The organism is Cytobacillus sp. EB106-05-05-XG126 (assembly GCF_058791715.1).
In genome coordinates, this window is sequence record NZ_JBYTDU010000001.1 from 1,480,453 (window position 1) to 1,501,348 (window position 20,896).

Sequence of the window (20,896 nt, forward strand, 5' to 3'; positions counted from 1 at the left end):
CAAAAGCCCCCTCCGGGTAAAGTAATTATTTTGAGTTTATGAAGGCCTGCTTGTTTTTAGCAAAGTAGTCCCAGCCGGACCATATTGTAAAGAACATCGCAACCCACAGGGCAATCAGATCAAAGCGGATTGATACCATTTCAAAAATAATATTATGTAAAAGCAGTGCAGAAATGGCCACAATCTGAGCCCAGGTTTTAATTTTGCCAAGCTGATTAGCTGCGACTACTTCTCCTTCCCCTGCCAGAACAAGCCTTAAACCTGTTACAGCAAATTCCCGGCTGATTATAATAATGACAATCCACGATGGAGCAAGGTTAAGATCAACCAGCACAATTAATGCTGCAGAGACGAGAAGCTTGTCTGCAAGCGGATCAAGAAACTTGCCCAGGTTTGTAACCAGATTGTACTTGCGGGCAAAGTAGCCGTCGACCCAATCGGTAACCGAAGCAATAATAAAAATAAGAGCTCCAATCAGATGGGTAACGGGCATTTTAGCTCCTAATAACTCTACGTTTCCCCATGAAAGAGGGACGAGCATGACGAGCAGAAATATCGGTATCAGCAAGATACGGGACACTGTAATTTTATTTGGCAGATTCATGTTTTACCTCCAAGTATAATAAAGTGAAACTTCAATCAGTGGGGGGCTTTATCTCCCGCTGATTGTTAGTTGAGGCCCACGGAAAGTGGGTTACAAAGACGTTGCCACAGGACAAGGAAAGCTCTACGGCAGCGATACATCGCACGACCGAAAGCGGCAGCTTTTGTAAGGATGTGGCGTTCTTAGTCTTTGTTCTTCTTTTCGGGCCTTAACATTATAAAGCGAGGCGACTTGCCCAGGGGTGACAAGCATAAGACGTGCAGATGGTGGGGAGTGCTTTTCTTCCCATCATCTGATTGGCTTATGACCTCGAGCCCCTAGGAGCCGCAGCTAGATTGGGCAGTTTGACCCCCATTTATCCCCCTTTGATTCCACTGAATCTTGAAGTGGGGGTCTTACTGCCCGTTAGACTGCGATAAATGAAGCTTCTTGCAGAAAAAGTCTAAGACATTTGCTGCAATCCTTTTACTGATAATTTTTACATAAAAAGCGAAAATAGTCATCTAAAGATGACTATTCGGTCTTCGGCGCGTACTTAATCGTTATATCCTGCTTGACGGATTGTGAAGGCGGCACTTTATACTCAATTTTTTCGCCGTTTACATAGATTTCAGTTTGAGTCGAATTTCCGACTACAATGGAAGCTTCTGTTTCCTTTGAAAAGTCTACCTTCTGGCTTTTCGTGCCATCCGCAGTCAGCATTCCCTGGAAGAGGGAATTTCCTTTGCCGTTCTTAATATTCACCCAAGTTTCTCCTGTAGACAAAACCTCCAGTTCAAACTTGTCCGCATTTTTCAATTCATAAACCGTTCCATTTCCGCTGGATTGAACCACAGCAACCTCCTGCTTTGGCTCTTCCTCGGCTTCTTGGTCCTTGTCATTTTCCTCAGCAGCATCTTTGTCAGCAGATTCTTCTTTCTTTCCTGCTGATTCATCTTTTTTGCTTTCTGCAAGGTTTTCGGACTCTTCTATCACCGTCTGTTCATCAGTGAGATCAGATGGCTTCTCTTCATTGTCCGCCTGATCTTTGGCCCCCAGAAAATTGTATAGAACTGCAATAAGGCCAACAATGAAGACACCAATGAGAACCTTTGGAAGAATATCGAATACTTTTGAAGTCCTGCCAGAAAGATCTTTCCTGGATTGAACGCGCGATAGCTTTTCCGGAATATCATCATTCACCTGTGCCGGAATATCATCTTTATACTGTTCGAAAATTTCTTCCGGTTCAATTCCAACCGCTTCAGCATACTGTTTTATAAATGCCCTGACATAAAACTTTCCGGGCATCATGCTATAATCGCCCTCTTCAATTCCCACCAAATAGCGTTTTTGTATTTTTGTTACCTTTTGCAGATCGTCAAGGCTCATATCTTTAGCCAGCCGCGCTTCTTTTAATCGATTGCCTAGTTCTGTCAATTTACAACACCTTCCAACTTACTAAAAATCAAAGCCTCCAAAGTCAGATTCAGAGAACATATTGTTCTTCTCTACCACATCATATGTTATCTCTTCATCATGGTCGTGACGAAGCTCAATAATATAATCAAAATCATTAAGAGAGTATTCAGTATTTTGCACAAAAATATCGGGATGCTCTACTACCTTGACTGCCGGGAGGCGCATAATTTCCCGGACGAGCTGCCAGTGCCGTTCGTTTGCACGTCTGGTTGAGACAATTCCGTCTATTATGAACAAGTTGTCTTCATTATATTCATCCTCAATCAGCTGATTTCGTATCGTCTGCTTTAGCAGCGTGGATGATACAAATAACCAGCGTTTGTTCGCACAGACACTTGAAGCGACTATGGATTCTGTTTTACCAACCCGAGGCATTCCCCTGATTCCTATTAGCTTGTGCCCTTCCTGTTTAAATAATTCGGCCATGAAATCAACCAACAGCCCAAGCTCGTCCCTGACGAACCTGAACGTTTTTTTATCGTCTGCATCCCTTTGAATATATCTGCCATGACGCACCGCCAGTCGGTCCCTCAGCTTAGGCTCCCGGAGCTTAATCACTTTAATTGTGTCCATCGTATTAAGAATGGACTTTAGACGCTCAATCTGTTCATGGTCTTTAGCCAAGATCAGCAACCCTCTGCGGCCTTCATCCACACCATTGATCGTGACAATATTAATGGAAAGCATACCCAGCAGGGAAGAAATATCACCAAGCAAGCCGGGACGATTCTTTTGGATTTCATATTCCAAATACCATTCTGTTTTCTCCACCGGAAAACCTCCTCCTGCATGATGCGCATGTATTTGCGCATTTTTTATATATAAGCAACTCATTTTGGTATGTAAAATTTTATTAAACTTATCCTAAATTTTCATCTAGGTTCTATAATATATGATTTTTTGCCAATATGAAAGGAAAAACCCGTTTGGGCGGGAAGGAAATGTTTTGGGGAAAAAGCGAAAAGAGAGGCAATCCTCTCTTTTCGCTTTTTACTATTATTTTCTTAGCGGGTACCGTCGTTCTGAACAAGCTTTACCATCATATTGGCTATGGCATGCTGCTCATCAGGACTTGCTACAGACCAGAGATCAGCCAGGATTTTTTCCTGATCATTCTTTGGCTCCACTTGCTTGGCTAAATAATCGCCGATTTGATAAGCAAGGTCATTTACTGTTTCCTTATTCATTCCCTGATCCATCCCCTGATGAAGACGATCGCCAAGGAAATCTTTCCATTGCTGCCAATTTTCTAGTACAGACATAATTTTGCCTCCTTTAAATGTTGTACAATTATATTGTGCTTAGGGGCTGAATAAAATATGCATGCACTTAGACATGACTCAAAAAATATGTGACACTTCTTTGAACGATTGGCAGTTACGTATACCAGCCGCCATTCACTGCCATAACCTGCCCGGTAATATACGAGGCCTTTTCTGAAAGAAGAAAGGAAATGGCGTTGGCTATGTCAGCAGGCAAGGCAAGCCTGCCCATAGGAATTTCACTTTTTACAGCATTAAGCTCTTCTTCGGTAAAATCCTTCAGCATGGCCGTCTCAACGGCACCCGGGGCAATAGCATTGACCCTTACCCCACTAAGGGCAACCTCCTTGCTTAATGCCTTTGCAAAAGCAATTTGTGCACCCTTTGCAGCCGAGTATGCAACTTCACAAGCGGCACCCGTTTGGCCCCATATCGAAGAAACGACTATAATATTTCCGCCCCCCTTTGTTAAAAATTTCGGCAAAAGCTCTTTCGTCAGGAGAAGCGGCGAGGTCACATGGAGGTTCATTAGAGCTTCCATTTCCGCTTGCTGTATTTCAGTAAGAAGTCCATATTGAGCTGTTCCGCTATTATGAATAATGGCATCAAGTGAAAATATGTCAGGAATAATTTTTTTATACCCGCCTGGTACAGACAGGTCTGCCTGGATCGGAATATATTCTCCGCCAAACCTTTGCAGGCGGTCCAGAAGCCTGTTGATCCCCTCCATATTATGATTGTAATGCAAATAAAGCGAATAGCCTTCTTCTGCCAGTTTGACACTGACTGCCTGGCCGATTCCTCCGCTCGCTCCAGTTATTAATGCAAATTTCTTCATTTCATATCCTCCCGAAAAAAGCAAAGCGCCATTTAATGGCGCTCTGCTGAAACTGCTTGTTATTTCTTAGGGACAACCTGGCAAACCGTAAACCGTTCTTCACTTATCAAATTACCAGCCGCATTTTCCACATCATCAAGAGTGATGCTTTCGAGGGTCGGCACAACATCAAATAAATCCATTTCATTAAAAGCATACCGGGTAAATTGATTGGCGATATATTCCGGTGAATTGACAGCCCGCAGGAATGCGCCTATTTTCTTCTTTTTTGTCCGATCAAGTGTTTCCTGTGAAATAGTTCCCTTTTCCCTTGCATCCAGGAGCATCTTTTGCAGTGTTTCAGCCAAACGGTCAGGATCGTTTGTGTCTCCGCCCACCATGGCAAATCCAAAACCCTGCTCCTGTGTATAATCAAAGGAGAATGTGTCATCAATTAACCCTTCACTGTACAGTGTGCTGTACTGCTCAGAGCTTTTACCGAATAAGATATCGAGCAGCACATTCAGACTAAGCTCATTTTTAAGCATTTCTTTGCCTGACTGATTTGCAGTACTGCTCTTTATCCCAACCAGGCACTTTGAGGTCTGGACATTCATCTCAAGAACTTTTTTCTTCTTGGCCGCTTCAGAAGGCTCTCCTTCGACTTGGCGTTTGATTTCCGCCATCTCTTTATAATCCTTCTTGCTTTGGTTATCCCTCACCTGAGTCATGATCTGATCCGGATCAACTGGTCCGACTATGAACAGCAGCATATTGCTTGGGTGGTAGAAAGTTTCATAGCATTCATACAGCATATCTTTCGTGATATGGGAAATGGATTCGATCGTACCTGCGATATCGATTTTAACAGGATGGTTTTTGAACATATTTTCGATCAGGCCAAAATATAAGCGCCAGTCAGGATTGTCATCATACATGGTGATTTCCTGTCCGATGATTCCTTTCTCTTTTTCAACAGTCTTTTCTGTAAAATAAGGGTCCTGCACAAAATCAATCAGCGTTTCAAGGTTCATCTCTACATTGGACGTGCTGGAAAATAGATAAGCTGTCCTGGTGAAAGATGTAAAAGCATTAGCTGATGCTCCCTGCTTGCTGAATTGCTGGAACACATCCCCGTCTTCTTTCTCAAAAAGCTTATGCTCCAAAAAATGGGCTATCCCATCCGGAACTTTTACATACTCTTCTTTTCCAGGGGGCAGGAAATGATTGTCAATTGAACCATATTTCGTCGTAAAAGTGGCATACGTCTTGTTAAATCCTTTTTTCGGCAAGATATATACATCCAGCCCATTTTCAAGTTTTTCATAATACAGCTCTTCCTGAAGCTGGTCAAAAGTGATTTTATCCATTACTTGCCCGCCTCCTTTCCTGTCAGAAAATACACAGTGTCCAAACTGACCTTCTTGGCTGTCGCGGCAATTTCCTCTTTTGTTACTTTATCCATTTCATCCATCCAGGTTTGAAGGGTAATTTCTCTTCCTGACACAACATTATGGTAAAGGACTTCGACAATTCCGCGTGCTGTATCAACAGTCTCCAGAAGCTGATTTTTTATGACTGCTTTGGTCTGTTCCATTTCCTGTTCTGTAAAGTCACCATTCTTCATAGCTTCCAGTTGTTTTTTAATAATACTCACTGCCTGGTCATAGTTGCTGTTATCGATTCCGGACATCACCATCATTAACCCTTTATGGCTTTCCAGGCGGCTGGCTACATAGTATGCGAGACTGGCTTTTTCCCGGACATTCAAAAACAGTTTTGAATGAGAAAAACCTCCGAAGATTCCATTGAATACCTGAAGCGCATAATATTCCGGATCACCGTACACGACATTTGTCCGGTAGCCGATATTGAGTTTCCCCTGCTTCACATCCTGTTCTTCCCGGACTTCGTTTACAGATTCCTTCGTTCTACCAGAGGATGCTGGCGCTGTCTGAGGTGATCTCTTTTCAAAAGTTAAAAGCTCACCTGCATAGGATTCGGCATCTGCCTCTTCCACGTCACCTATAACATATAAATCAAGCTCATCCTGTGCCAATGCCTGCTGATAATATTCATAAAGTCTTTGAGGAGTGATATTGTCCACATCATCTTTCTCGCCATGCACATGCAGTGCATACGGCTCATCTTTGCACATTTCCTGAACAAGCCGGAAATTGGAATAGCGCATTTTATCATCGTAAACTGATTGAATTCGCTGTTTAAGCGTCCTTTTTTCTTTTTCAACTGTACCCTCGTCAAAAGCGCCTTCATGCACATTTGGCTTTGTCAGGATTTCCGCTAAAAACTGGAACGCTTTTTTCAAAAGAGGCGTTGGATCTGAAAGAAATTTTTCGTTTGCGATTTCAACTGAAATGGTAATGACATGATACTCGCCCTTTTTCGCCAAATCGACGAAAAGCGTTGCACCATATAATTCATCAAGGTAAGCCCGCAACTTTCCGGTTGAAGGGTAGGACGAACTGCTGCTCTGCAATACATGAGGCAATAGGGATCTTAATGTAACTGTACTCTTTTCAAGCGGGGCTTTCATTTTCCAAACCAGGGTATTGGTTTTATATTTCTCTGTTTTAACCACGTGAAGCTTATAGCCATTCATGGCTTTTACGGATTCAGAGATTACGGCCATGTCTTTTCCTCCTGTCAGTAGATTGATGAGTCCAAAGTACGGTCAATTGTAAAAAAAGGGAGCATCCCCTGTATGTAAACACTTTGCTGCTATCTTCTATAATATCCTTTGTAATAAATCATATTCTTACTATACCTTGCCCTATTTCTTTATTTCAAGTTATTGGCTGTATTGGAAGGTTTATATATTTTTTATAAATGATAGCCGCTTGTCCTTGAATTAGGTATGACTAAATGGTTTTCAATAAGAATCTGAACAATAAAAAGCCCCATTTCCGAAAAGAAATGAGGCTTTTTGTGTTAACGTTTTCCTTTTATATAAGGAGTACCAGATGCTTTTGGAGCGTCCGCGCGTCCGATGAAACCCGTTAATGCCAGAATCGTTAAAACATATGGTGCAATGAGAAGATAGACATTTGGAATATTCTCAAGGAATGGAAGGCTGGAGCCGATGATGCTCAAGCTTTGTGCAAATCCGAAGAACAAAGCCGCACCCATAACACCAAGCGGATGCCACTTACCAAAGATCAGTGCCGCCAGAGCCATAAAGCCCTGGCCGCTGATGGTCGCATGCCCGAAGTCTGAAGAAATCGATTGTGCATACACGCCGCCGCCTATTCCTGCAAGGGCTCCTGAGATTAATACCCCAATGTATCTCATCCTTGTTACATTGATACCCATTGTATCCGCAGCCATTGGGTGTTCACCAACCGCCCGAAGCCTTAGCCCGAATGGAGTCTTAAACATCACAAACCAGGCTAGAAATGCAACGGCAATGGCAGCGAATGAAGTATAATAAGTGTTTGAGAAGAACAATTTACCGATAATAGGTATGTCACTCAAAAATGGAATATCCACTTTGCTGAATCCTTTTTGAATGATATCTGTCTGACCTTTTCCATAAATGAATTTAACCAGGAACAGTGCTGCACCAATTGCCAGAAGGTTAATCGCAACCCCTGACACAACCTGGTCAGCTCTAAACGTAATAGAAGCAACGGCATGCAGGATGGATAATAGAGCTCCAACAACCATAGCTGCGAGTAATGCAACCCACGGAGTCATGCTGCCAAATACATCAACAAACGTAAGGTTAAAAACAATGGCAGTGAATGCTCCAATTACCATTAAGCCTTCTAAACCAATATTTACAACACCGGAGCTCTCTGAGAAGTTTCCGCCCAATCCAGTGAAAATAAGCGGGGCTGCCCAAAGCAAAGTTGATGGAATAATAATTAATAAGATCTCCATTAAGCCCACTTACTTCACCCCCTTTTTGCTGATACGGTCAATAAAGATGCGAATCATATAGCTTGCTGCAACAAAGAACACGATAAGTGCAATGATAATATCAACAAGTTCATTAGGAACTCCAGCTTCAAGCGGCATGTTTAAGGCGCCGACCTTCAAGCTTCCGAATAGCAATGCTGCAAAAATAATTCCAATTGGCCCATTCCCGCCTAAGAGTGCTACCGCAATACCGTCAAAACCTACTCCCGTAAAGCCGCCCTTAATGGCTGCATAGCCGAATGTACCCAATGCTTCCATCGCACCGGCAAGGCCTGCAAATGCTCCTGAGATGACCATTGATAGAATGATATTTTTGCTGACGCTCATGCCCGCATATTCAGATGCATGCTGGTTAAAGCCTACAGCGCGCAATTCGTATCCCTTCGATGTTTTTTCTAATAGGAACCACATAATAAACACACATGCTAAAGCAATTAAAATTCCCCAATGCAGACGAGAATAATCAGTTAATCCCTCAAGAAACGGGGAACGCAATGATGCAGATTCTGCAATCATCTCGGTCCGGTCACTTTTTTCTGAAAGAACCGTACGGATAATATAGTTGGTTACATGCAAGGCCACATAGTTCATCATGATCGTGACAATTACTTCATGCACTTTGAACTTGGCTTTCAAAAGGCCCGGTATGAATGCCCAAAGCGCGCCAGCCGCTGCAGCTGCGAGAACCGCGAGCGGGAGATGAATGAATTTTGGAAGTTCAAATGCAACCCCTACCCAAACAGCTGCAAGCCATCCGACGATCAGCTGTCCTTCAACACCGATATTAAATAAGCCTGTACGGAAAGCAAATGCAACTGCCAAACCGGCCAGAATATAAGGTGTGACCTGTCTGACTACTTCACCAGTGTAGTAGATTTCACCAAAAGCACCGTTCCATAATGCAATAAATGCAGATCCGGCATTATATCCAGTTGCTATCATAATGATTGTACCTACTAATACCCCGAGCAGAACGGCAACTAGAGGTACGACAATGTTCTTCATGCGATTAGACATGGTTTTCGCCACCCGCTTCCTTCCGTTTAGAACCGGCCATCAATAAACCTAATTCTTGTTCAGTTGTTTGTTTAGGGTCAACTACTGATACAATTTCACCCTCATAAATAACAGCGATCCGGTCGCTGACATTCATAATTTCATCCAATTCGAATGAAATAAGCAGCACTGCTTTCCCCTGGTCACGCTGTTCAATCAGACGCTTGTGAATGTATTCAATTGCTCCAACATCCAGGCCCCGTGTCGGCTGAGCAGCGATCAGGAGATCCGGGTTGCGGTCAATTTCACGTCCGATTATGGCTTTCTGCTGGTTACCGCCGGAAAGTGCCCTTGCAAGTGTATATTCACTTGGGGTTCTGACGTCAAATTCTTTAATCAGCTTTGTTGCTTTACTATATATTTCTTTAAAGTTCAGAACACCTTTTTTTGAGAATGGCGCTTTGTAATAGGTTTGCAGAACCATATTTTCTCCGATTGGAAAATCAAGGACAAGTCCATGCTTATGACGGTCCTGAGGGATATGCCCTACACCAGTCTCCGTAACTTTACGAGGAGACATATTCACAATTTCTTTGCCATTCAATTTAATTGAACCGCTTTCAGATTTCCTCAAGCCAGTGATCGCTTCAATTAATTCTGACTGTCCATTCCCGTCTACACCGGCAATACCAACAATTTCACCTGCCCGTACATTGAGGTTAAGGTTATTAACAACACCAAGACCCCGTGAATCTTTCACATTTAAGTCATGAATCTCAAGCACCTGCTCCTGCGGCTTCGAGGCTGTTTTATCCGTTTTAAAAGTGACTTCCCTTCCCACCATTAAGCTGGCAAGTTCATTCGGGTTCGTTTCAGTGACATTAACAGTACCGATTCCAACTCCTTTGCGGATAACCGTTACCCGATCACACACTTCCATGATTTCCTTCAGCTTGTGAGTGATAAGAATAATAGATTTGCCTTCCTGAATTAAAGTTTTCATAATCTGAATTAACTCTTTAATTTCCTGCGGAGTCAGAACAGCAGTAGGCTCATCAAAAATAAGGATTTCAGCACCCCGATATAGAGTCTTTAAGATCTCCACTCGCTGCTGCATTCCTACTGAAATATCGGAAATTTTCGCCTGAGGGTTGACCGCAAGTCCATATCGCTCGGAAATCTCCCTGACTTCCTTCTCAGCCTTTTTAATATCTATTTTTCCGCCTGTGGTTGTTTCTTTTCCCAGAATAATATTTTCAGTGACAGTGAAACGGTCAACAAGCATGAAATGCTGGTGGACCATCCCGATGCCCAGGTCGTTTGCTATATTAGGATCGGTGATGCGCACCGGTTTTCCTTTAACTTTAATTTCACCCTTTTCAGGCTGATACAGGCCAAAAAGGACGTTCATTAACGTTGACTTGCCTGCACCATTTTCGCCAAGCAGCGCATGAATTTCACCTGGTTTCAGCTGAAGCGTGATATTATCATTTGCAACGATTCCAGGAAACTCCTTGCGAATGTTGAGCATTTCAATAACATAATCCATTTGTTTCACTCCTTGCTCAAAATATAAGGAAATTATTAGTAGTTAGAGGTCAGACCTTGGGATTTCTTAGAAAAACCTGGCCATAAAGCCAAGTTTCTAAGTAATATGAAATTAGAATTATTTCATTAAAAATCTAAGTGAAATACAGAATTTATTCTGTCCTTCAATTAAACTTTTAAAAAAGGAATAAGAGGCCGCAGTGCAACCTGCTTATTCCTTAAAGTTAATTATTCAACTGAGAAAGAAGCCAGTTCATCTTTTGAAGATGGAACAGTCAGATCACCATTCTTGATCTTTTCCTGCCATTCTTTAACTGCACCTTCGATTTCTGCTTTCGCAGATACTTCCGGGTTGATAGGAGCAAGGCCTACACCGTCTTCTGCCAATCCGTAAGTAGTTGTTTCTCCACCAGGGAAGCTGCCGTCTTTAGCCTTTGTAGAAAGGTCCTTAACAGCATTGTCTACACGCTTAAGAGCGGATGTAAGGATTACATTGTGCTCTTTGCCATCGATTTCTACTACACCTTCAGCTGTCTGATCTGAGTCAACACCGATTGCCCAAAGTTCTCTTGCCGGGTCTTTCTTTTTAAGGTCACGAGCTTCCTTGAAAAGGCCGTTTCCAGTTCCGCCGGCAGCGTGGAAAATTACATCTACGCCAGAAGAGTACATTTTAGAAGCAATTGTCTGACCTAATTCAGCTTTATCAAATGCTCCAGCATATTGAACTTCTACTTTAATATCAGGGTTTACAGCTTGAACACCAGCAAGGAATCCAGACTCAAAACGCTCGATAACCGGAATTTCCATACCGCCGATGAAACCGATTTTGTTTTCTTTAGTTGCATTTGCTGCAGCAACACCTGCAAGGAATGCAGCTTCCTGCTCTTTAAACATAATGCTTGCTACGTTCGGCTGATCTACGACCGCGTCAACGATGCCGAAATGAGAATCTTTTTGCTGCTGAGCAATCTCATTGATTGCACCTTCCATTAAGAAACCGATTCCAAAAACAAGATCAAAGTCCTGACGTGCTAATGTATTAAGGTTTGTAGAATAGTCAGCATCTGACTGTGATTGAAGATAGTCAAATCCGCCTTTTCCTTTTTCAAGTCCATTTTCGTCACCAAATGCTTTTAAACCTTCCCAAGCAGATTGGTTAAATGATTTATCATCTACACCGCCGACATCTGTTACCATCGCTACAGAGAATGCTTTTTCTTTATCGTCTCCGCCAGCTGTTTCTCCGCCTTTTTCTTCACTTTTACCGCAAGCACCCAGAATTGTTCCAGCAGCAAGAACTAAAGATAGCGCCAATCCAAATTTACGCTTTTTCAAGGTTGGTACCCCCTAAGAAATTGTTTTTGCATTAGCGGAATGAATGATGTGTTTTCGTGCATCCCCAAAAGCTAGATTCTCTTTCTGAGGACATGAAAACTGAACTTATCAGCTCTGAAATAATTGACCGAATAAAGAATCGGAGTATCCGCTTCATCGAAATGCATCTGCTTTAATACAAGCAGTGCAGTTTCCGGGTCACATTCCAGAATTGGGGAAATTTTTTCGTGATAGCCAATAGGCTCTATTTGGGCAACAGCATAAGTGATTTTCCGGTTTGCCTCTTCTTCAAGCATTTTAAGAATCGACTCTTGTTCGTGGGAAAACGTGTCCGGAAGAATATTTTCAGGAACTTTATCCACACAATAAACGACCGGTTCACCATTGGCTGTTCTAACCCGCTCAATCACGGCAATTTCCTGGTCTAAAGCACATGAGAATCTGCGGATATCATCTTCAGTCGGTCCCAAAGTTACAGAACTCAAGAAAACAGTTCCCGGTTTCATCCCTGCCTGCAAAATCATGTTTGTGACACTATTAAGCTGTTCGATGCCGGATGTAAATAGCGGCTTTGCATTGACAAAGGTGCCTACACCGTGACGGCGGATGATAACGTTTTCTTCTTCAAGAATGCGCAGCGCCTCCCGCAGTGTGGCTCTGCTGACACCAAGCTGTTTGGCAAGATCAAATTCGGACGGAAGCTTTTCTTTTTCTTTATACACTCCATCTTCAATGTCTTGTTTTAATCGATCGATGACTTGCAAATATAAATGCCGGTTATCTGACTTAATAGACATGCAGGGTTCCTCCAACTTCAGTTCTCAAGACATCAGACCTCTGATGTTCAATCATTCCTACTAATCGAAAATACTATAACACTTTTTACCCAATAAAGAAATAGAAATTTATCAATTTGTCGAAAAAAGGTGAAAAGAAAAAAATGTTTGTGAATCCTTCTGTACCAATTCTTTTTTTCTGGTATAATACTACTTTGAAAACGATTACATTTAAGTTTCCTGCTAAAAATGCACCAGTTAATAAACCCAATTTTGTAATGAGTTGAAAGTACCATACCTCTTTCATTTTATGTAAGCGCTTTTAGTAGTATGGCATATTGAACTGTATTTTTTTATTGTCCTTATTTTACACATATATCTTCCTGATACATTAAAAAATGGCCGTCCGCAGACAGGCCATTTTTAAATATGTCATGCTTATTAATTTTAAGAGCTTGCTTCTTCCGAAGGCTTGCCCTGGAGCACAGATCTTGGCTTGCTGCCTTCATATGGTCCGACAATCCCCCTTGCTTCCATTTCATCAATCAGCCTTGCCGCTCTGGTATAGCCAATCCTGAATCTCCTCTGAAGCATGGATACAGAAGCAGTCTGCATTTCCAATATCAATTCAACAGCTTCTTCATAAAGATCATCATCCACTTCTCCTGCAGCTTCCGGTATATCCTCTGGGATCATTTCTTCCTGATATTGTGCCTTCTGCTGGCCGATGACAAAGTCCACTATTTCTTCAACTTCTTCATCTGACAGAAAGGCACCCTGTACACGGACTGGTTTTGAAGCACCAACTGGAAGGAAAAGCATATCTCCTCTTCCCAGAAGTTTTTCCGCTCCGCCCATATCCAGGATGGTCCTTGAATCTGTCATTGATGAAACAGCAAACGCAATTCTTGAAGGTATATTTGCTTTAATTACACCTGTGATAACATCCACTGACGGACGCTGAGTTGCGATGATTAAATGAATGCCTGCTGCCCGTGCCATTTGAGCAAGGCGAGTGATTGCGTCTTCGACATCGGAGGATGCCACCATCATTAAGTCTGCAAGCTCGTCCACTATAACAACAATATACGGCAGGAGGGGCTGCTGTGCTTCCTCTTCGGCATTATGCCTTTTTACATACTCATTGTAGCCTTCGATATTCCTTGTGCCAGTATGCGAGAACAGCTCATAGCGCCTTTCCATCTCACTTACAACTTTCTGCAGCGCCTGAGCAGCTTTCTTCGGATTTGTCACAACCGGCGCCAGTAAATGAGGCACCCCATTGTAAACATTCAATTCCACCATTTTAGGGTCAATCATCATTAATTTTACTTCATGTGGTTTTGCCCTCATCAAAATGCTGGTAATGATTCCGTTAATGCAAACACTCTTCCCGCTTCCTGTCGCGCCGGCAACAAGAAGATGGGGCATTTTGTTAAGTTCTGCGAGGACAGCTTCTCCGGTTATATCACGGCCAAGCCCGATCATAAGCTTGGAGTCCGGCTTGTCATTTTGTTTGGATTCAATTACTTCCCTTAGAGAAACCATCGCCACTTCAGAGTTAGGGACTTCTATTCCAATAGCCGATTTACCCGGGATAGGTGCTTCGATTCGGATATCCTTTGCTGCCAGTGCAAGTGCCAAATCATCATTCAGACTAACGATTTTGCTTACCTTTACCCCAACATCAGGATGGACCTCATACTTGGTAACAGCCGGGCCTAAATGAACCTGTGTCACCCTTGCTTTTACTCCAAAACTCTGAAATGTTCTTTCGAGCTTAGCAGCATTCGCGTGGATTAGCTCATATTCACCGCTTTGATCAGTTTGCCTGGGCAGTTTTAAAAGCCTGATAGGTGGCAGCTCGTAGTCTTTGTTTTCCACTTCTGTAAACGTGATTGGCGGCGCATTTTCATCCTCCGGCTCTGTGACTCCCGTTTCCTGAGGCTGATCAGAAGCCGCTTCCCGGGGATCCTCCTGATAAGCTCTTTCGGCAAAGCTTGATATAATGGGTTCGGGGGTTGGTTCAGATACCGGTTCAGAAGAATTATTGATCGTTATCACTGTCTCAGGTTCTTCTTCATTCTGAAGAGCGCGCTGTTCTTCTTCTCTTCTTGACTGCCTTTCTTCTCGTCTTTCTCTGCCTTTTTGTTTCCATTCTTTCATATCATCTATAAAAGCTGCCCATTGTTTCTTGAAGAAATTAAGAATTGCGGCCATCATTTTCCCTGCAGCATCTCCGAATGTTTTTCCTGTCATAAGAACAAAACCGATAATAATTAATAAAAAGGCTACAATTTTTGAACCTGCTTCATCAAAAAGATAATAAAAGAGGGCGAAAAAAATAGCCCCAAGCATTCCGCCCCCTAAATCGGTTGTGCTTGTTTCTCCACGGACTTCCATCCGGAATAGTTCCCACGTATTGGCTATTACACTCGGATCATCAAACTTCCCTCCATTTGAGAGAAGCTGAAATAAAGTAACATGACTCAACAGCAGAAGGGAGCTGATGATAAGATAAATACCGATTAATTTAGTGTGGAACAGGTAAGGGTGTGCCCTCTTCCACATCAGATAACCTGAAAAGATTACGAGTCCAATCAGGCTGAGCATGTACCATTCTCCCATAAAGAAACGGAAAAAAAGCACGGTTGCATTCCCGACAGCTCCGAGCCTGGCAATTGATATTACCGCAAGTGCCAGCAGAATCAGGGCAATTAGTTCAAATTTCATCGTCCGTTTCAATGTTTCGTTCTTTTTAGACTTTCTTTTCTTTCTTTTGGCCATATTATCACCTTATCATTGTTCTTATTAACAGCATCATCAAAATTCCATTATGTAATACATCATGTCTGTTATGAAAGAAGAAGCAGCCATTTTTTGGCTGCTTCTAATGTTACTTTTATTATATCATAACGATTCTAAATTAAGTTGTTTTTTGAAAGGTTTTATCAGCTTAACTGCGTTAAAGTTATCATGGATCCAGGAGTGTACCTTTCATCCATATAATGGGTAGGATCACTGCTCATAATTCTTAAAATGCGGCATTCTTGTCCTGCATTCATTTCAACAAGGAGAGGGATTCCTTCATATGAAACAATTTTCTGCTTGCCGAAATCGTCCTGTTCATTTTGGTAAATGAGTTCTTGCGGCATCATAGTATAGAGGATCATTGAACCATCACTTCTTCTTTTGGTTTATTCATATCAATCAGCTCATTCAGCTTTGCAAGCGCAGGCCCCACCCCGCCTACTTCATCAATCAGTCCATATTCAACAGCATCCCTGCCGACCACATTCGTCCCTATATCCCTGGTCAGGTTGCCCTTATCAAACATCAGGTCTTTAAATTTCTGTTCGGATATATTGGAATGCTTTGTTACAAAATTAATTACCCGATCCTGCATTTTATCCATATACTCAAACGTTTGCGGCACACCGATTACCAGTCCGGTCAGTCTGATAGGGTGGATGGTCATCGTAGCTGTTTCTGCAATAAAGGAATAATCGCATGATACCGCAATAGGAACACCAATGGAATGGCCGCCTCCAAGGACAATGGAGACTGTTGGCTTAGACAATGAGGCAAGCATTTCTGATATTGCCAGCCCGGCCTCCACATCGCCGCCAACAGTATTCAAGATAACCAGAAGACCTTCTATTTTTGGGTTTTGCTCAATCGCAACGATCTGAGGGATTAAATGCTCATATTTTGTTGTCTTATTTTGCGGCGGAAGCTGAAGATGCCCTTCCACCTGTCCGACAATGGTCAAGCAGTGAATTTTGGAATCCTGAGACAGCTGCGGCACATTTGTCTGTCCAAGCTGCTGAATTTTTTCCATAAGGGCAGAAGGTTTATCCTCTTTCGGCTGTTCTTGCCCTTCTCCGCCCTCATTGCGGGTATTTTTCAAATCGTTTTCCATCCTTATTTCTCCCTTCAAGCAATATATTGTTAGTATGAACGCGTGATCATTTTTCATGCGCAATATTGCATGAGGGGAAAGAGCAAAAAAAACAGCCCGGCAATCGATGCGGGCTGTGTTCTGACTGTTATCCCTCCATAAGAATCGGAAGGATCATTGGTCTGCGTTTTGTTTTTTCATAAAGATACTGATTCAGGCTGTCACGCATATCCTGCTTAATTCCTGACCAGTCAAACGCTTCTCTGGCAAGGTTTTGTTCTACCGTTTCTCTTACTATTTTTACAGCTTCCTCAAGAAGCTTTTCTGATTCCCTGACATACACAAATCCTCTTGTAATAATTTCAGGGCCAGCTGAGATTTTCTTTTCTTTTTTATTAAGAGTAACTACTACCAGTAAAACACCATCCTGAGAAAGCAGCTTCCGGTCTCTTAAGACAATATTCCCGACATCGCCGACACCAATTCCGTCAATCAGCACATTACCTGATGGGATTTTTCCTCCGGGAACGATTGCGCCATCTTTGATTTCTGCTACATCGCCTTTATCCGGGATAAAAATTTGTCCGCTTGATAATCCGCACTCCAAAGCAACTTTTGCATGGGCTTTCAGCATTCGGTACTCCCCATGAACCGGGATGAAGAATTTGGGACTCATCAGATTAATCATAAATTTAAGTTCTTCCTGGCTGCCATGGCTCGAGGTATTAAAGGTTCCCTTTCCTGGGATAACCTCAGCGCCAGCCCTAAACAGCATATCAATCGTTTTGAAGATAAATACCTCAGTGCCTCTTAGGGGTGATGCAGCAAGTAAAACGGTATCTCCATGTTTTATATTGACCTGTCTGTGGGACTGCTTCGCCATTTTTTGGAGGGCTTCGATCGGCTCTCCCTGTGTACCCGTGGTAAGAACCACGATTTGGTCATCACTGTATTTGCCGATCTCAGCAACAGGAATAATTACATCTTCTCCTACTTGCAAATATCCGAGCTGCAGAGCAATGTCATAGATTCTCTGCAGACTTTTGCCGACCACTGCCACTTTCCTGCCAGTTTCGTTCGCTGCATCAAAAATATGCTGTATTCGAATTAAGTCAGATGCAAAGGAAGCCGCAATGACTCTCCCCTTAGCAGCGAAAAATGCAGATGTCAGCTCTCTGGCCACTTTCGATTCTGAGCTTGTGTAGCCTGGCTTTTCTGCTTCGGTACTGTCAGATAGAAGGCAAAGAACTCCTTCTTCCCCTAAGCGCGCCATTTTGCCGATTTCAGGTTTGTATAAGTCAGTCGCTGCCTGATCGAATTTAAAGTCGCCGGTATACACAATTGCACCCTCTGATGTATGTATGGCAACTCCGACACTATCCGGTATGCTATGGCTCGTTCTAAAAAAAGTTACATCTGCCGAATCAAATTCAACCCTGGTATCTGAATTGATTTCAATAAACTGTACTTTGCCTTTGTATTCCTGTTCCTTCATTTTGGCTTTAGCCAGCGCCAGAGTCAGCTTTGTTCCATAAACAGGTACATTAACCTTTGCTAGCACATAAGACAGGCCTCCAATATGATCCTCGTGTCCATGTGTCAGAAAAATTCCTTTTACTCTTTCCTTGTTTTGAACTAGGTATGTAACATCCGGTATCACGATATCAATTCCGAGCATTTCATTTTCAGGGAACATTAATCCGGCATCGATGACATATATATCCTCGTCCACCTCTGCCAAATACATATTTTTCCCAAGTTCTCCGACTCCTCCGAGTGCTGCCAGCTTGATGCTTTCATTCTGTCTCTTTTTCAATGTATTATCCTCCCATGCATGTTCAGCCGATCAAGATCAGTTATCCATATTATACTTGAAGTCATAAAACCATGACAACCAAATTTATACATGGGCTTATTTGAGCGTTCCTGAGGCTTTTTATAATAATAGTCTCTAGGTTTTGGGCGTTATAAAAATAAAACCAACCAGCAAAGCACTGGTTGGCAAGCAAAGAATTATTTAAATAGGGCAGCAACTGCACTGCGTTCCTGTTCTGTTAATGGGACCATTGGAAGACGGACGGATCCGACATCCAGCCCTTTAAGCTGCAGCGCTGTTTTTACAGGCACTGGGCTTGGGGCAGCAAAAAGCCCTTCCATGATCGGAAGAATTTTTTGATGGATTTTTGCAGCTTTTTCATTTTCACCATTCAGGTAAGCTGTGATCATTTCCTGCATTTCATTCCCTATTACATGCGAAGCAACAGAAACAATTCCAGTCCCGCCTATTGCCATACATGGAAGAGTAAGTCCGTCATCACCGCTGTATAGCATAAAATCATCATCCGTATTAGCAATAATTTTGGCCATTGCATTCAAATCTCCGCTTGCTTCTTTCACTGCCGCGATGTTAGAGATTTCCGAAAGTCGGATAATCGTTTCAGGCAGAATATTCACGGAAGAGCGTCCCGGAATATTATAAACCATTACCGGGAGGCTCGTGCTTTCCGCAATAGCCTTGAAATGACGGTAAAGCCCTTCCTGATTTGGCTTATTGTAATATGGTGCTACGATCATGATCGCATCGACACCAATTTGCTCTGCTTTTTTCGTTAATTCAATGGATTCATACGTATTATTGCTTCCGGTGCCGGCAATGACAGGCACCCGTTTGTCAGCTGCTTTCACTGCATGTTTGAATAATGCCAGCTTTTCCTCTTTTGTTAGTGTTGGCGACTCCCCTGTTGTCCCGGCAACGACTAAAGAATCTGTACCGTTTTCAATAAGATGATTGATTAGCTGTGTCGTCTTAGGGAAATCAATATGTCCCTTATTATCAAATGGTGTTACCATAGCTGTTGATACTCGGCCAAATAGAACCATGTTTACACTCCTTGCAGATGTTTAAATGATCGGGAAGAAACGGGCGGATCTGTCGCATAGGATACAAATCCGTCGTTAACCGCTGAATGGCTTTCTTCCTCTTTTTAAACATGTTATTTTCAAAATTTTTAAATGTCTGTTCTCTCATATTCCGCTAAATCTTCTTCCAGGCGGAAAGCATCGTGCAATGCATTAACAGACTTTTTCAAATCTGCCTGCTTTACCAGAACCCAGATTGTTGTATGGCTGTCTGCTGACTGCAGAATACGGATTCCCTGGTCCGACAATGCCGTAACGATCCGCGAGGCTACTCCGGGTACACCCTGCATCCCAGCTCCGACAACCGAAACCTTTGCACACTCTCTTTCAACCAGCGGATCATGACCAAGGCCCTTTAAAATACTAATCGCTTTATCAGTCATTTCCTCCGTTACGGTGTAGTTGACGCCATTAGGATATATATTGATAAAGTCAACACTGATTCCCTGGTTAGCCATGGCTTTAAAGACCTCAGACTGTAGATCGTATTGGTCTTTCTTCGCAAGGACCTTTATTTGTGTCACATTGGAAACATGGGCTATTCCAGTTACCGAACGCTCTTTAATATCCGTTCCGCGTCTGTTCTTATTCAAGGTTGTGACAAGTGTTCCGAGACTGTCGGAGTATGTTGAACGGATTCTGATCGGAATTTTTGCCTGCATGGCTATTTCGACTGCCCGGGGGTGGATAACCTTAGCACCCTGATACGCCATATTGCAGACCTCTGTGTAAGTGACCACTGATAATGGGCGCGCATTTTCAGCAATGCGCGGATCAGCGGTCATAATGCCTTCCACATCAGTAAAGATATCTATCCACTCCGCATTAAGGGCTGCTCCAAGAGCGGCTGCAGAGGTATCACTGCCGCCCCTGCCGATCGTTGTGACATCACCGGTTTTTGATGATCCCTGAAATCCTGCAACCACGATAACATCATGATTTTCAAGTTCTTTCAAAAGCCTGTCGCATTTCATATCGATAATTTTTGCGTTAGTATGATCATTATTCGTTCTAAATCCTGCCTGTGCCCCAGTCAGAGCTGCTGCTGTTATTCCATGTTCTTTTAACATGTTTGAAAATACAACACTTGAGATGACTTCACCGCAGGATAAGAGCAGATCCGTTTCGCGTTTGCTGATTTTGGTATTATTGCCTTCTACCAGCGAAAGCAGTGTGTCGGTTGCATATGGATCTCCTTTTCGGCCCATTGCCGAAACAACGACAACAACCTTGTATCCATCTGCCAGCGCTTTTTTGATATGCTTAGCTGCATGCTCGCGGCTACTCTCGTCGCGGACTGATGTGCCTCCATATTTTTGAACGATGATATTCATTAAA

General features: G+C 42.8%; 18 protein-coding genes. All 18 read right to left on the reverse strand.

What is annotated here, in order from left to right; all coding sequences use genetic code 11:
* Positions 1–25: 25 nt before the first annotated feature.
* Positions 26–604 carry a CDP-diacylglycerol--glycerol-3-phosphate 3-phosphatidyltransferase gene (gene pgsA, locus AC3WTL_RS07345; RefSeq protein ID WP_222496944.1) on the reverse strand — a complete coding sequence of 193 codons (579 nt, stop codon included), beginning with the start codon at positions 602–604 and terminating at the stop codon, positions 26–28.
* Positions 605–1,117: 513 nt separating this feature from the next.
* Entirely contained in the window at positions 1,118–2,023 is a 906-nt protein-coding gene (locus tag AC3WTL_RS07350) for a helix-turn-helix domain-containing protein (RefSeq protein ID WP_197214894.1), read from the reverse strand.
* A 21-nt stretch (positions 2,024–2,044) separates the two neighbouring features.
* Positions 2,045–2,836, reverse strand: a complete 792-nt coding sequence (locus AC3WTL_RS07355) for a YmfK family protein (protein ID WP_035330727.1) — start codon at positions 2,834–2,836, stop codon at positions 2,045–2,047.
* A gap of 233 nt (positions 2,837–3,069) precedes the next feature.
* Positions 3,070–3,327 (reverse strand): DUF3243 domain-containing protein, encoded by a 258-nt coding sequence (locus AC3WTL_RS07360; RefSeq protein ID WP_061791010.1) that lies wholly within the window; start codon positions 3,325–3,327, stop codon positions 3,070–3,072.
* 115 nt (positions 3,328–3,442) lie between these two features.
* Complete coding sequence (gene ymfI, locus AC3WTL_RS07365) at positions 3,443–4,165, reverse strand: elongation factor P 5-aminopentanone reductase (RefSeq protein WP_222496946.1); 723 nt, start codon at positions 4,163–4,165, stop codon at positions 3,443–3,445.
* 59 nt (positions 4,166–4,224) lie between these two features.
* Positions 4,225–5,514 carry an EF-P 5-aminopentanol modification-associated protein YfmH gene (gene yfmH, locus AC3WTL_RS07370; RefSeq protein WP_197214892.1) on the reverse strand — a complete coding sequence of 430 codons (1,290 nt, stop codon included), beginning with the start codon at positions 5,512–5,514 and terminating at the stop codon, positions 4,225–4,227.
* Positions 5,514–6,794 carry an EF-P 5-aminopentanol modification-associated protein YfmF gene (gene yfmF / locus AC3WTL_RS07375; protein WP_492369265.1) on the reverse strand — a complete coding sequence of 427 codons (1,281 nt, stop codon included), beginning with the start codon at positions 6,792–6,794 and terminating at the stop codon, positions 5,514–5,516. Before yfmF ends, yfmH begins: the two co-directional genes overlap by 1 nt.
* A 299-nt stretch (positions 6,795–7,093) precedes the next feature.
* On the reverse strand, positions 7,094–8,053 hold the full coding sequence (locus AC3WTL_RS07380; protein WP_222496949.1) for an ABC transporter permease: 960 nt from the start codon (positions 8,051–8,053) through the stop codon (positions 7,094–7,096).
* Positions 8,054–9,100 (reverse strand): ABC transporter permease, encoded by a 1,047-nt coding sequence (locus tag AC3WTL_RS07385; protein ID WP_048008969.1) that lies wholly within the window; start codon positions 9,098–9,100, stop codon positions 8,054–8,056.
* Positions 9,093–10,628: an ABC transporter ATP-binding protein gene (locus AC3WTL_RS07390; RefSeq protein WP_492369266.1), complete on the reverse strand. Its 1,536-nt coding sequence runs from the start codon at positions 10,626–10,628 to the stop codon at positions 9,093–9,095. The genes AC3WTL_RS07385 and AC3WTL_RS07390 overlap by 8 nt, the downstream gene beginning before the upstream one ends.
* Positions 10,629–10,855: 227 nt before the next feature.
* Positions 10,856–11,962 carry a BMP family lipoprotein gene (locus AC3WTL_RS07395; protein ID WP_048008971.1) on the reverse strand — a complete coding sequence of 369 codons (1,107 nt, stop codon included), beginning with the start codon at positions 11,960–11,962 and terminating at the stop codon, positions 10,856–10,858.
* A 71-nt stretch (positions 11,963–12,033) separates the two neighbouring features.
* Positions 12,034–12,759, reverse strand: a complete 726-nt coding sequence (locus AC3WTL_RS07400; RefSeq protein WP_048008972.1) for a GntR family transcriptional regulator — start codon at positions 12,757–12,759, stop codon at positions 12,034–12,036.
* A gap of 426 nt (positions 12,760–13,185) precedes the next feature.
* Positions 13,186–15,525: a DNA translocase FtsK gene (locus tag AC3WTL_RS07405; protein WP_492369267.1), complete on the reverse strand. Its 2,340-nt coding sequence runs from the start codon at positions 15,523–15,525 to the stop codon at positions 13,186–13,188.
* A gap of 164 nt (positions 15,526–15,689) precedes the next feature.
* Positions 15,690–15,911, reverse strand: coding sequence for a YlzJ-like family protein (locus AC3WTL_RS07410; protein ID WP_009330685.1), 222 nt, complete (start codon positions 15,909–15,911; stop codon positions 15,690–15,692).
* A complete protein-coding gene (locus tag AC3WTL_RS07415) occupies positions 15,908–16,660 on the reverse strand; it encodes a ClpP family protease (protein WP_076255864.1) in 753 nt (250 codons plus the stop codon). Before AC3WTL_RS07415 ends, AC3WTL_RS07410 begins: the two co-directional genes overlap by 4 nt.
* A 127-nt stretch (positions 16,661–16,787) precedes the next feature.
* A complete protein-coding gene (locus AC3WTL_RS07420) occupies positions 16,788–18,455 on the reverse strand; it encodes a ribonuclease J (protein ID WP_248346962.1) in 1,668 nt (555 codons plus the stop codon).
* A gap of 197 nt (positions 18,456–18,652) precedes the next feature.
* Positions 18,653–19,519, reverse strand: coding sequence for a 4-hydroxy-tetrahydrodipicolinate synthase (gene dapA / locus AC3WTL_RS07425; RefSeq protein ID WP_048008976.1), 867 nt, complete (start codon positions 19,517–19,519; stop codon positions 18,653–18,655).
* A gap of 128 nt (positions 19,520–19,647) precedes the next feature.
* The gene (dapG, locus tag AC3WTL_RS07430; RefSeq protein ID WP_248346960.1) at positions 19,648–20,892 is read right to left on the reverse strand and encodes an aspartate kinase; all 1,245 of its coding nucleotides are present in this window, start codon (positions 20,890–20,892) and stop codon (positions 19,648–19,650) included.
* Between the last annotated feature and the right edge of the window lie 4 nt (positions 20,893–20,896).